The sequence below is a fragment of the Gymnodinialimonas sp. JB5-7 genome, assembly GCF_055693405.1.
This window is the reverse complement of sequence record NZ_JBVFUX010000001.1, coordinates 1-12,566: the sequence shown is the minus strand read 5'-3', so window position 1 is coordinate 12,566 and position 12,566 is coordinate 1. Positions and strand designations below refer to the sequence as shown.

At 54.5% G+C, this 12,566-nt stretch carries 14 protein-coding genes; 8 read left to right on the top strand and 6 right to left on the bottom strand.

The annotated features are described in order from the left end of the window. Positions 1–12 precede the first annotated feature (12 nt). The 3 genes from ACZ1HK_RS00070 to ACZ1HK_RS00060 form a co-directional block, all read right to left on the bottom strand. The gene (locus ACZ1HK_RS00070) at positions 13–1,752 is read right to left on the bottom strand and encodes an EF-hand domain-containing protein (RefSeq protein ID WP_472626938.1); all 1,740 of its coding nucleotides are present in this window, start codon (positions 1,750–1,752) and stop codon (positions 13–15) included. A 248-nt stretch (positions 1,753–2,000) separates the two neighbouring features. Continuing rightward, on the bottom strand, positions 2,001–2,444 hold the full coding sequence (locus ACZ1HK_RS00065) for a hypothetical protein (protein ID WP_472626937.1): 444 nt from the start codon (positions 2,442–2,444) through the stop codon (positions 2,001–2,003). Between the two features lie 558 nt (positions 2,445–3,002). Then, positions 3,003–3,623 (bottom strand): tyrosine-type recombinase/integrase, encoded by a 621-nt coding sequence (locus ACZ1HK_RS00060; RefSeq protein ID WP_472626936.1) that lies wholly within the window; start codon positions 3,621–3,623, stop codon positions 3,003–3,005. A gap of 260 nt (positions 3,624–3,883) precedes the next feature. Between ACZ1HK_RS00060 and ACZ1HK_RS00055 the strand changes: the two genes are divergently transcribed. Continuing rightward, positions 3,884–4,270, top strand: coding sequence for a hypothetical protein (locus tag ACZ1HK_RS00055; protein WP_472626935.1), 387 nt, complete (start codon positions 3,884–3,886; stop codon positions 4,268–4,270). Positions 4,271–4,760: 490 nt separating this feature from the next. Here the strand turns inward: ACZ1HK_RS00055 and ACZ1HK_RS00050 are convergent, their stop codons facing one another. The 3 genes from ACZ1HK_RS00050 to ACZ1HK_RS00040 form a co-directional block, all read right to left on the bottom strand. Further along, positions 4,761–5,105 carry a DUF3768 domain-containing protein gene (locus ACZ1HK_RS00050; RefSeq protein ID WP_472626934.1) on the bottom strand — a complete coding sequence of 115 codons (345 nt, stop codon included), beginning with the start codon at positions 5,103–5,105 and terminating at the stop codon, positions 4,761–4,763. A 75-nt stretch (positions 5,106–5,180) separates the two neighbouring features. Further along, a complete protein-coding gene (locus tag ACZ1HK_RS00045; RefSeq protein WP_472626933.1) occupies positions 5,181–5,633 on the bottom strand; it encodes a hypothetical protein in 453 nt (150 codons plus the stop codon). Then, positions 5,614–5,961 (bottom strand): helix-turn-helix transcriptional regulator, encoded by a 348-nt coding sequence (locus ACZ1HK_RS00040; RefSeq protein WP_472626932.1) that lies wholly within the window; start codon positions 5,959–5,961, stop codon positions 5,614–5,616. The genes ACZ1HK_RS00045 and ACZ1HK_RS00040 overlap by 20 nt, the downstream gene beginning before the upstream one ends. A gap of 480 nt (positions 5,962–6,441) precedes the next feature. Between ACZ1HK_RS00040 and ACZ1HK_RS00035 the strand changes: the two genes are divergently transcribed. From ACZ1HK_RS00035 to ACZ1HK_RS00005, 7 genes are all read left to right on the top strand, one after another. Further along, entirely contained in the window at positions 6,442–7,023 is a 582-nt protein-coding gene (locus tag ACZ1HK_RS00035; protein ID WP_472626931.1) for a tyrosine-type recombinase/integrase, read from the top strand. Positions 7,024–7,200: 177 nt separating this feature from the next. Beyond that, a complete protein-coding gene (locus ACZ1HK_RS00030) occupies positions 7,201–8,355 on the top strand; it encodes a type IV secretory system conjugative DNA transfer family protein (RefSeq protein ID WP_472626930.1) in 1,155 nt (384 codons plus the stop codon). A 164-nt stretch (positions 8,356–8,519) separates the two neighbouring features. Beyond that, a complete protein-coding gene (locus ACZ1HK_RS00025) occupies positions 8,520–10,055 on the top strand; it encodes a recombinase family protein (protein ID WP_472626929.1) in 1,536 nt (511 codons plus the stop codon). A 477-nt stretch (positions 10,056–10,532) separates the two neighbouring features. After that, the gene (locus ACZ1HK_RS00020) at positions 10,533–10,814 is read left to right on the top strand and encodes a hypothetical protein (protein WP_472626928.1); all 282 of its coding nucleotides are present in this window, start codon (positions 10,533–10,535) and stop codon (positions 10,812–10,814) included. A 286-nt stretch (positions 10,815–11,100) separates the two neighbouring features. After that, positions 11,101–11,445, top strand: coding sequence for a hypothetical protein (locus ACZ1HK_RS00015; RefSeq protein WP_472626927.1), 345 nt, complete (start codon positions 11,101–11,103; stop codon positions 11,443–11,445). Between the two features lie 52 nt (positions 11,446–11,497). Further along, positions 11,498–11,698 (top strand): hypothetical protein, encoded by a 201-nt coding sequence (locus tag ACZ1HK_RS00010; RefSeq protein ID WP_472626926.1) that lies wholly within the window; start codon positions 11,498–11,500, stop codon positions 11,696–11,698. Positions 11,699–11,710: 12 nt separating this feature from the next. Next, the gene (locus tag ACZ1HK_RS00005) at positions 11,711–11,968 is read left to right on the top strand and encodes a hypothetical protein (RefSeq protein WP_472626925.1); all 258 of its coding nucleotides are present in this window, start codon (positions 11,711–11,713) and stop codon (positions 11,966–11,968) included. The last annotated feature ends 598 nt before the right edge of the window (positions 11,969–12,566 follow it).

Here is a 12,566-nt window from a genome sequence, read left to right as displayed (position 1 = left end):
CCGTCGCCATCATCATCGTAGTCGATTGGTGGTCAGCGAGCCGTTCGGCGTGACCGTGCTTTCGATGGTGAAGGCGATCGAGCCGTCGGCAGAATAGGCCGTTGTCGTTTGGACTCGGTCGCCGGCGCCATTGGTGGTTTCGACCTGCTCAACGTCGTAGCCCATGGCGTCTGATTGCAGGGTCAGCTCGCCAAGTGTGTGCGTGGTTTGCACCAGCGTGTTCGGGTCTTCGATTGTGAAGGTTGTGGTTCCGGTGATGACCGAACCATCGGGCAGCTCGATCTGAGTGGCATTCCCGGTCAGGTCAATCTCAACGATGTTCAAATCGTCTAGGGTTTGCGCGACCAGCGAGCCATCCGCCTGTGTCACCATGACCTTTAAATTGGCCCAACCGTCATCCGCCGAGGTCAGTTTGCCGTCGCCGTTGGTGTCGAAGACCGAGGCCAGCGCCTCAAGGTCGGTCGCCGCCGTCGGATCCCATTCGGTGAAGACGAATTCGCGGGTGGAGGTGATCTGGCCGTCGCCATCAGCATCGTAGAACAGCACGCCGTCGCCAGTGCCAGCCCAGGCTGTGCGGTTCAGAAGGCCGTCATTGGTAGAGTCGACGTAGACGGTTGAGGCGTCGAGTTCGGTGACGGCAAGGCCGGTGCCGTCTAGGTCGAGGAGGATGGGTTGGACACCTGGTTTGTCGGGGTCGAGATACGGGGTGCTTTGTTCGTCCTCTGTGCGTGGGTCAGGTCGAGCGCCAGGGCTAGGCCGTGGCGAGGGGTTTGGCTTAAATCCACTTACGTTGGCGCCGCCGAAATTTCCGTCATGTTGAGCCAACGTCGTTTGGCTAGGGTTGTGGCCGCGGTCATCGCTGCGTCCAGGAAGTTGATGTGGACCCCGTGGATCGTATTTGTCGAACAGATTTGTGGGTGCAGTGCCGAATCCAAAATCTAGTGGATTAGGAATACTGCCCTCTCCAAACCCCCTCGGCCTTATTCCACGCTCGAGCGCGTCGGGGTCACGCCCAATGATGTTAAGCGTAATTTCATTTTGACGCTCTCTTGCTTCGCGTAACGCTTCTACGCTTAGGACCGGGATCTGGTGACCAGGGCGATCCGGCTGACTGTCGTGAAAGCGATGACTCAAATATCCATGAACTTCCGGTGACATGTCGGTGTCGCGAAAACTGTACCCAAAACTGTATTCAGCTCCGGTAATGATCTCGTCACGCAGATCGTGATCATATACGAAAGCACCATTCGCGACCGCCTGGTTGGTTAGGTCCAGAATTAGTTCGGCGTTGGTTGCCTGTCCCCAAATCAAACCGGAAAGTGTATTGGTAACCCAACCCAGCGCCCCCGAACCAACGCCGGATGTCTGAACCACGTAGGTCCCATCGATGACAAGCAGACTTCGTTCAACCGTTCCTGGGTGGAGAACATGAAAGTTGCCAGTAAATGGTCTAAAATCGACCGCACCAAACGCTCCGAGTCCGGACGTTGTGTGGTTGACGGCCGACGCCATCTCGGTAGATGGGCCTACAAACAGCTGTGAGTCCACCCACATCGCCGCACCAAATGGGCCTGGGGATGCGTCATAAGTGCCCGAGCGAGACTCAAGCCCACCAGGAACGAAATTCTCTAGAAAAATCTCCGCCGCTTGATCCCATGAAACATCGTCGACAGTTATGCCCGTCGCTTGAACAAAGTGGTATTCATGATAGAGATCGTCAGACGTTGATACTCCAAAAACTCCCGGACTCACGCCAGTAGTAGCAGTCGATATTGAACCAAAAACTGTTGGAAAAGACGCAGAATTAGTCTCTCTATCTATTGTCCAGCCCGTCACTATTTACTCCCCGCTTCAAGAAAAAAAGACGACCCACACAAGCGGGATAGGCGCAAACATTATTAGAAATGTCGTAATTGACCGCTCCCAAGCGCACCAAGAAATCCGACCGTGTACCGCATATTGACAGCTGCCGTCCAGCAACGTCGCACCGGCGGACCAAACTAGCAACGGCTGCGCAAAGAGGAAATTACTACGAGCAAAGTACCAGCGAAAATCTCCGCTAGATACGAATTGAGGTCGTAACTTTTCCAAAAAAGCATGAATATTCCGCCAGCGACCAATATGAAGATCCAAACCACAGCAGAAACCAATGCAAAAATTGCCGCAACCTGACCGTCAAATTCGGAAAGCACCGCTTGAAGACCGCTGGCATTTACAGACAGGGCCATCAAAGAAGAAATCGATATGCCAATTGTTAAAAAGATGCGAAATAGCCATGTCATCACAAAACCTATTTCCACTAAGCTAAGATTGCACTGCCGCTCCAGCCCCGAGCCTTCAATTAGGACTTTCCGCAGAAGACGGTATTTAACTTTTGCCGCATAATGTTGATTAAGATACAAAATGAAGTCAATCGCTTTTTTTCGCAAGAGGCGGTAGATCACGCTCGAACCTACCAATACGTTCCCAGCCTGTCGCAACTTGCACACTGCAGCGTAATTCAAAACTCGACTGCGTTTGACGCCGTAGCAAATGACCCACTCTCGAACGCCCCCGAACCACCAGCCGTACCTGCTCGCACTTGCAAGGGCTATCTCAAGTCACCCGTTCCAACCGACATGCGTCGCTGCGCGTCGGCCGGTCTGCAACCCCTCGGCTCCTCCCACACCCGCTTGCGCGTCCGCGGGTCCCTACCAGGCTTGCCAGGCTCGGTTGACACGTGCGTCGCAGACGGCAGGGTAGGCGTTTCCCCAAAATTCTCTGGATTTGAATGGGCGAGACCCTTTCAGCCAAATCAGGCGGGCCTCTCCGTTCAACTCAAAGCCGGCAGGCCAAGATGCAAGACCATCAAGACAGCAAGATCCAGATCGAAACCGTGCCATTCGAGCACTGGGCGTTGTCGCTTGGAGCTTGCAGGAACGATCTTCGCAACTCAGGTTGCGGTGCGCCGAGGCACGACCGCCACTGCACGAAATGGTACTACTAACGGCACATGGTCGACCTCATTCGTGTTGTTCCTTCATACTCCACATCCTCCCCGCAATCTCCTGCTCTTCACTGCCCAAGACATTCGTATAAATCGCCGTAGTGTTTAGCGACGCATGTCCCATCCATCGCTGCACCAGAGTAACTGGTACGCCTGACCGGATCGCATGCACTCCGTAACCATGTCGCAATCCCTTTGGTGTCGCCTGGGGTCCTGAGATGTGAGCTACGCCCATGATCTCCTTGATCCACCTGTAGGCTGTGATCCGTGGAATCATCTCGCCCCGACACTGCCACAGATTCCCGTCACTGCGTTTTTTCAGTGCCGCGATCAACTCAACCAGTTCCTGTGGGATCGGCACTTCCCGCACGTGATGCGCATTCCGCTTCTTCAAACTCCGTATCGAAACCAGCTTCGACCCCAATTGGAACGACTCCGCTCTCAGCTCCCGTGCCTCTGACAACCGACACCCGGTGTAAAGCAACGTCAGCGCGAATGCGCGGATATCTGGCATCTCCTGCTCCGCAGCCGCAATGAACCGCGCCCGCTCTTCAGCGTTGATGTAGAGACGTTGCGCCTCGCGGTTGTACAACCTCATCGAGGATAGCGATGGCCTGGTCTTGTTGCGCTCCACCATGAGACGTTTGGATCTGTCCCTAGGGGATAGTGTGGCGTCCCTGATACAGTATTGCCAATTCTGCATCGGAGGCCGGATAAGCACTTAAAAACAACGGCTTATTGAAGTGTTTTACTACCCTATCGCCAAGACTCCGGCCGTTCAAGCTCCACATCCCTTAGGACAATAACCATTGTACCTTATTGGCAATAGTGTTTCACCTGCGTTGGCGGAATAGCGCTGAAAAACAATGGTCTAACCCCGTTTTGAGGAGAGACCATATGAAATCCTTCCTGTATGCAATCGCCACCTTGATGTTGGCGACACCTGCCGCCGAAGCCTGCGCCCCGTCGGCCATCTCGTACAATTGGAACTTTGCGAGCGGCGACCAGAGAGTGTCTGGTGACTATGTCGCTGAGCTTGTCAGCGGCAACCGCGTTCGGTTTGTCGATGGCTCGTTCGAACACTACCGCCGCAATGGCAGCTATGTGTTCAACGACGGCCAGGGTACGACCTACGACCCTGATGGCTATCAGTTCTATGCCGATGGCTCCCGCTGCCTGAACTACGGCCAGCCGCGCTACGACATTTACGTCGTGAATGGTGGGCAGCTTATTCTGATCAATCAGAACGGGGATCGGTTCCAGACAACCGTGTCGCGCCAATGATGCGGGGTGCGGGTAAGGACTATCTCGGTTTGCTACCACGGCTGGCGTTCTGCGTCGGCTTGCTCTTCAGTTTGCAAGCCTGCGTTGCCGCAGTTCCCATAGCCACTGGCCTGGCGGTCACCGGCGCGTCGGTGGCGGGAACGAATGCGGTTGTTGATGGCGCAGCCAACCATGCCAACCGAGTCCAATCCATGTCATGTGCAGAGCTTCGTGCGGAATACCAGCGATTGGAGGACAATGCGCTTGGTCGCCTCAATCCCACCTGGGCCGTGCGACGGGCCTCTGTGATTGATCGCGCGCGGCAGAGGGGCTGTCCTGTCGCATAGTACTGATACGTTGGGACGCCCCGCTTATACAGAAAACCCCGCCAGATCTGGCGGGGGCATCCCTAATGCAATTCCTGGTTAGATTGAGGCCTCTTACGCGGCTTGTCGCCTTCGGCTCCAACTCGAACTCAGCCGCTCGCATCTCATTGCTTCCACGGTATGCTCTAGTTTTCCTCGGCCAGCATGATGGTGAGGACCCGCCGGGATAACGCAACATCGGTTGGATCAAGGGCGGCAATCTCAAGGGATGGATCATAGAGATCAATCTTCCAGAAGCACTTATGCTCCTGGAACAGAAACGATCCGAAATCGTGTTCTCGATGCGGGTCGTTATCGTTCGTGAACTGATCATAGCCTTGGATCGTGGCAAAGAGCAGCGCTTGCGCGGACAGGCTTCCCTCAATCAGACTGGTGATGCCGGGTGTGATCAGGATCTGCCCGGGTACGGCAGGATCGCCGCGCCGGAACCGATCGTTGAGCTCGCGGATTTTGGTTGTATCGGGATGCATGTGAAAGAACTCCTCTGGCTGAAGGCGGGTCCGCAGAATGCAGACCCGCCGGCCAACCGAGGAGGTTGGCGCGCGTTAGCGCTTGAGTTGTTCGACCAGGGCTAGGGCTTCGAAATAGCTGATATTCCGGGGCTCCGGCATCCAGATCGGTCGAGGACCTGGGCAGAGATGCGCGATCCCTGGGTAGCGTTTGGCCAGGGCTTTCGCTTCTTCGTATTTGTTTTGATACACTTGAAGACGCGGGAGCCGCACATCGAGACCTTTAGCTTCCGCAAAAACGGAAGAAATAGCTTCCAGATTGGCTTGCGCAGTCTTTCCTTTGCGAGACGCCGTGTTCGGGTCTTCCACAATCATATGGTCCGGTTGAAACCCCTTGACCCAAGATTGCACGATCCGCGCGGCGTTTTGCGTGTCTTCGGCAGCAACGCGAGACATCTTCCAACCCACCAGCTTGCCATCTTCCAAGAACACTGCCGCCACCCGTCCGGTTGCAACCGCGACCGCCAGTCTACGCAGCCCCTGCGACATAGGTGTCGTCAAGCTTATGAAGCGTGGCTGTGAGCCATTCCTTTGTGGCGAAGCGTTCGGGGCCGAACTCGGTCTCAGACAAAAACGTCCGCAAACGCGCGACAAGATTTGAGATCAGATCCCCGAGAATGTGATCGCAGCCGAGTTCAAAGCTGTCTCCGAACAGTTGTGTCAGCGTCAGCAGCTCGTCGGTACTCAGACGTCGATCATCCGTTTCGACCTTTGAGATCGCTGACCGTGGCAATCCCAGAAACTGAGCCAGCTCCTCTTGCTTGAGCCCGTGATGCTCACGGGTCTGTGCCACCAAAGTGGCAAGTTCATTTTGCATATGTATGTGTCTTATTGGCTAATGCCGAGACAACCTATCAAGCCGAGATAAAACACACATGAAGCCATCCTGTGTTCCGTTTTGGAAAACGGGGTGTTCGGGGAATTCGCTGGCTCAGAGAAGGGCGCTCCGTCTCCTGTGGCCATGGGGCGATTGCCCCGCCGGACCGCCCGCCGCGAGCCCCGAACACCCCGTTTCCAGGGTCAAAGGAAGAGTAGCAAATCGCCAGAGATACAAAAGAAGCCGGGAAAAGTTCCCTTCGCAGCGTTGTGCAATCACCATGCATCTCGCACAGGCGTCGTGTTTTGTTGACCCAGAATTAGGAATTGTGGACGAAGCCAAGCGTATCAAGGCGTTAGGGGCGCGCAAAGCCACATGCGGAGAGCAAAAGTCGAGATTCGACGCCTCTAAGCCGTTGATATATAATGCTCATGCGAACCTGACACAGAATTCCTAATTCAGGTTCAAAACCATCACCCTATGATCCACCTCAATCCAACCAAAGGCATGCGGCTCTACAACGCCAGCGGCCAACGGCTCTATCTCAACCCAACGGAGCGCGAGCGCTTTATGGGTAAAGCGATGTTGCAGCCGCCCTTGCCTCGGACCTTTTGCCTCATGCTGGCCCATACCGGCTGTCGCTTGTCTGAGGCACGTAACCTTCGCCCTGCTGATCTGCAGCTTGAAGAACAGCTGGTGTCGTTTGTGACGCTGAAGAAGCGTGGCGTTAGTTCAATCCGGGAGGTGCCGATCTCCAGGCTCTTTGCCCAAGTGCTTGACCTGGCACATTGCAATCATCTCTCCCATCGGGGTCCCTATTTGTGGAGCCCTACCAACCGGCCGCCGCCCAGGTCCAAGACGTACCGTTGGGTGAAGGCGGTGATGCAGGAGGCCGGGATCGAAGGCCCGCAAGCCTGTCCCAAGGGTCTGCGCCACGGGTTTGGCGTGCAAGCCACAAGGCGCGGTGTACAGCTCCATATGCTGCAGAAGTGGATGGGCCACGCCTCGATGGAGACCACCGCGATTTACGCGACCGCCTTGGGCCTGAGGAGCGCGAGGTAGCGCAACGGATGTGGAAATAAAGCATCATGCTGAATATCTGAAATACCCCGCATCACTTAACGTGTTGAAATCTTTGATTTCAGGCAGCGTTAGGTGATTCTGGTTTTTCAGCATGTGCTCCAGCGAACATCGGACGGCTGCTATAGCGCGAAGCGCTGCCATGAGAGGCTGGTCCGCATGTCCGCCTCCGATCCACCAACAACCCTTGGCCAGGCTTACCGCCGCAATGACTCGGTGCCCTTCGGCATCCACGCGTTGGATCGGCTGCTGCATGCGATTGTCTTGGGGCAAACCGGGACCGGCAAATCGAGCTTGCTGCGGTCGGTGGCGTTGCAGGACGCGAAGAACGGGCAGGGCTTTTGCCTGATTGATCCCCATGGAGATCTGGCAGAAGACCTGCGCGGCGGGATTGAGATTGATCACATCTACTGGGATCTGGCCGATCCGACGTCCCCCTACGGATACAATCCCATCCCGCGTGTGGCGCAAGCCCTGCGCCCGCTAGTGGCTTCTGGCTTCATCGACACGCTTCGTCATCAATGGGCCGCCGCCTGGGGGCCCCGCATGGAGAATCTTCTCCGCTGGGGTATCTTAGCGCTTCTGGATCAGCCAGCTGCGACCATTCTGGATCTCATGCCTCTCTATACGGATCGCACCTTCCGCAAAGAGATCATTGCCAACATTGAAGATGAGGAATGTCGGCGTTTTTGGCAGGTCGATTATCCCGGCCTGTCATACAAGACCGCCTTTGATGGCGTGGCGCCGATTGCGAACAAGCTTGGTGCGTTGATCGCGGACCCGCTCCTGCGCACAGCACTGACAACGCCCCGCATGCCATTGCGCTTTCGTCATATCATCGATGACGGGACACCCCTCATCGTGAACCTGGCCAAAGGGCGATTGGGATCGGAGGCGGCCAATGTGATGGGTGGCCTAATCCTCACTGGCCTACGCAACGCTGCGTTCTCGCGGCAAGAGCAGCCTGCGGCGCAGCGTCATCGCTACTTTGTCTCCGTCGATGAATTCCATCACTTCACATCAGAAACCATCGCTGAGAGCCTGTCTGAGCTCCGTAAATATGGTCTCGGGCTAACCCTAGCCGGGCAGTATCTCTCGCAATCCAGTACCGCTATCCAGGAGGCCATTCTCGGCAACGTTGGCACGATGATTGCGTTCCGTCTGGGGCTCAACGATGCGCCGCTCCTCACGCGCGCGCTGAACGGGCCAACAGAGGCCGATATACGCACCCAACCTAACCATCGTGCCTTCTGCCGGTTGATGGTGAACGGCAGCCAAACCCGCGCGTTCTCGATGGAGACGCTGCCACCTTAGTCGATCAGGTAACTGATCAGCTAACCTTCATCCTATGTCCCATCAAATTGAACTCGAGCAATACTTCGCAATCTGCAAGCGCGTCTATGAGCGACTAGTAGAAACCGGGGCCTGGCGCGGTCTCCTGAAAGACCCGCCCCAATTACCAGCCTAGCAACACAACAATGACCAAATGCTACGCCTATACGCGCGTCTCCACCGCTAAGCAGGGTGAAGGCGCCTCTTTGGAGGCACAGCAAGCCGCAATCACGCGCTACGCCGCCCAAAACAACATCACCATCTCACGCTGGTTCGAGGAACGTGAAACCGCCGCAAAGACCGGACGGCCCGTCTTTGGCGAGCTCGTCAAGAACCTGAAACGCGGCCATGCGCGGGGCTTAGTGGTACACAAGATCGACCGCTCAGCGCGCAACTTCCGGGACTGGGCGCTGATCGGGGATTTGGCGGACCTTGGTGTGGAGATCCATTTTGCCACCGAGAGTCTGGACTTCAGCTCTCGTGGAGGGCGTCTGGCCGCTGACATCCAAGCCGTCGTCGCCGCTGACTACATCCGCAACTTACGCGAAGAGGCTAAGAAGGGGCTAGATATGCGCCTGCAGCAGGGGCTTTATCCGTTCAAAGCCCCGCTTGGATATCTCGACAACGGCAAAGGAAAACCCAAAACCATTTGCCCGCAAAAGGGTCCCCTGGTTCGAGAGATGTTTGAGCTCTATGCCAGCGGGGAGTACTCGCTCTGGTCACTGCCGGAGGAGATGAACCGGCGCGGGCTGACCAGTTCGCGTGGCGGGAAGATATACAAGACCAGCGTAGAGAAGATCCTCAAAAACTCTTTCTACACCGGCCTCATCGAAATCCAGCGCAGCGGCAAACGGTACCAGGGTGTTCATGAGCCGCTGATCTCAACATCATTGTTTAATGCGGTGCAGGCTATGCGCCAACGACGCGACAACCAGAAATGCACTAAACATAATCATCTGTTCCGTGGCCTAGTTAAATGTGCCGATTGCAGGCACTCACTGATCGGCGAGCAGCAGAAGCAGTTTGTTTACTACCGCTGTCATACGAAGTCCTGCGCAGGCGTCTCTGTACGTGAAGATGCTGTTGAGGCAGCCGTCAAATCCAATCTCGACAAGGCTCAGCTGCCTGAAGAAACCCTTGCGCGCATCACCCGGGAAGTCAGCAAGTATGTTGTTGAGAAACGGCAGCAGAGCAGAGTGGATGAAGCGTCGTTCGAGCTGACCAAGTTGGAGACTCGGCTGGATCGCCTTTTAGACAGCTACCTCGACGGAACGATTGCGGCGGACCTCTTCGAGGCCAAAAAAGCGCGCATTTTGGAAGAGCAGCAACGCTGGCGCGGGATATCGGAACGGGCAGAGCAGCTCAGCGGAACGGAAGCCTTTGCGGAAACCTTTCTATCATGGGCGCAATCGCTGCCCAAAATCTACCAAATCGCCGCCAAACCCGAAAAACGCGCCTTGGCAAAACTGGCGACCTCGAACTGCTCCATCTCCGGCAAAAACCTCGAAATAGAGCCGTCAAATTGGTTGCGGACCCTGCAAAATGCAGGTGATGTCCACTGTGGTGAGGCACACAAGTCCAAAGCTCGAACAAGTGTGGAGAGACTTCTCATCGAGTTTGAGCGCCTACAATCTGAGTGCGCGGGATTTCTTTGCTCAACAGAGCGATATCCCGATGATTGAGGCTCACAGGGTCCCCTTTGGTGCAGGAAGCGAGTGGTTTTATGAACTGTGGAACTGCAGGAAAAGTATAAGTGAGGCGGCCCGAGGCCTTGAAAATCTTCCAATGCTGGTAGCGGATTGATGAGCACATCTTGTCGTGAACTCTCTCGCCAGTTCGAAAAGTGTCACCTTTTGCCAGTTACATGTTTCATAGATCAGCAACATGAAACGTCTGAGCGCCGGTGATCTGTTCAACCGATGTTAATGATCCAGCGGGTTGCCCCTTTTGTCTGGCCAGCCGGTACATACCGCAGGAAAGATTGTGGACAAAATATTTGTAACCAATTGGGCACCTGCGAGCAGCAATGTGACCGATACATCGATTATATGGTTATATAATGTTGACATGCACTGCATACCACGGTATATTTTGCCAAAAAAGTGAGGCAGGATTTTGAGCGAGAAATCTCCATAGGGCAGATCCAAATGGAGATAGAAATGACTGATGAAGAAAAGTTCATAGCGCTCCTCACGGAGCTACTTAACGAAGACAGGGAGCGTCAGGAAGCTGAGGAAATTCAGCATATCTCTGATGCCGATCCGGATGAGATTGCGCTCCTAGCTCTCTTTGGAGAAAGCGATTTCGACGACGCGGAAGACTTTGATCCCACCGCATTCCTGAAGGAAACAATAGTGCCACTTGACTGCGGGGGCTATGCCATAATCGTAACGGACCTTGAGACGGGGGCAGAGACTTGGGAGAAGTTCACAACTCACTGAAGCCTTCTTCCTCCGGCAGCACGGCATCATTTTCGCACGCACCCAATTAAACCGCGCTGCATGTCAGCGTGGTTTTCTTTTCGACAAGAGCATGTATTGAGCACTACTTGAATGTATTCGTTACATACTTTTAATGTTGACTTGACATCTACTTTAATGTTACATTCTTATTCCAACAGCGGTAATAGTGTTCGCGCCTTGTGGCTTCTAGCGGCCTCAAGAGCCGCACTCGCGCGCAAAGTCGCGGTATCGCTGCTGGGAGTGATCTTTTGAACCGGAGGCTGATATGGCTCTCACTGCAACTCCTGCTGCGGAACGCACCGAAGCAGAGCTCAAAACCACGCTTGCCAACACGCAACCTGGCGACGACGGAGGTAAGACAAGTCAGATCGACAGAGGTGCTCAAAAAGCTGTCTCTGAGAAGTACAAAATCCAAATTCAACTTTCGGAGAAGGCGAAAAATCGGCTGTTTGAGCTGGTCGATCAAACTGATGCCGAGAGCGCCGCGCAAGTACTCCGAGAGGCGCTTCGTATTTATGATGTCCTTGTGAAGGAGCTCAACTATGATGGAAGTAAGCTTCTTCTTCATCGCGGAGCCGACCGTCAAACGGTCGAGATGCGCCTTTTCTAACCCTTGGGCTGGCGCTTTGTCTCCCTTCGCACTTGCGGAGGAGATTTTTAAAATGGTTGAAATAGATAAAACCGTTCATAATGAGCGGGTTAAGTGGTTTTCAACGATGCTGACAGCTTTAGCTGTCGCCGTGATTGTCTTTGCATTTATCAGGCCAGTCTTTAGCGACAGCCAGCATCCAGATCCATTAGCTTTGGTGGCTGGCATACTTGGTTTCTTCGGGGCCTTTCTCAATCTTAGTAACATGAGGTGAAGCATGCCTGACGTGAGTGTGTACATTCTCATATTTATCACCGGTCTGGCGGTCGTCGGTTATTTGGTATTAAGACTTTCAGCGGAGCGTTTTCGCGAACCTCAAATTGTAGACTTCACCAGCGACCTATACGGCTTCAAAGAGCCCAGTGAAGAGGATGAAATTGTGATCGAGGCCCTACAGGGGGCCTCCAACGGGCACCAGACGCTCCTTAGAAGCGACCTTGAGAAAGAGGAAAATGTGGTCCTAATTGAGAGGTATCTGCAATAGCTGACTAATATTTGCCTCAGTATTCCAGCTTCAAGTTCGCACTCTACCGAGCTTCTGCGCTGTTTGGTTGTATCCCTCGTCGATTGTAATGGAGTTGAGCTCAAGAGCTATGCAGAAAATAGTTCTGCACAAGCTTGCATTCTTCTTGATTTGTAGCTGTCAAGCGCGTGCGCCTGCCGGACAGCGTAGAAATCACCGCTTCTGCCAAGTCACTGCCTTAATGGTCCCTAGGGGCGGAATCGAACCACCGACATGGGGGCTTTCAATCGTCGTGAAAGCGACACCCTAGGATGTTGCCAGGAGCAATAAAGCTGGTGCTGTAATTCGCGTACGACACTCACGTTGGGCACTTTTGCAAGAATTTCTGAGCCTATTCTGAGCCTGAAATCACCGTAGTACAGTGCATAATACTTCTAAGGCATTGATTTTATTGGCTCCGGCGGTGGGGATCGAACCTACGACCAATTGATTAACAGATGTGTGCTCGGCACCGTGCAATTCTTTTCGAGGTTCGCGTGCACTTTGAGCCTATAGCGAGCCTAAGAAGTCACCGCTTTCGCTAAGTCCTTGATTTAATGGTGCCCGGGGCGGAATCGAA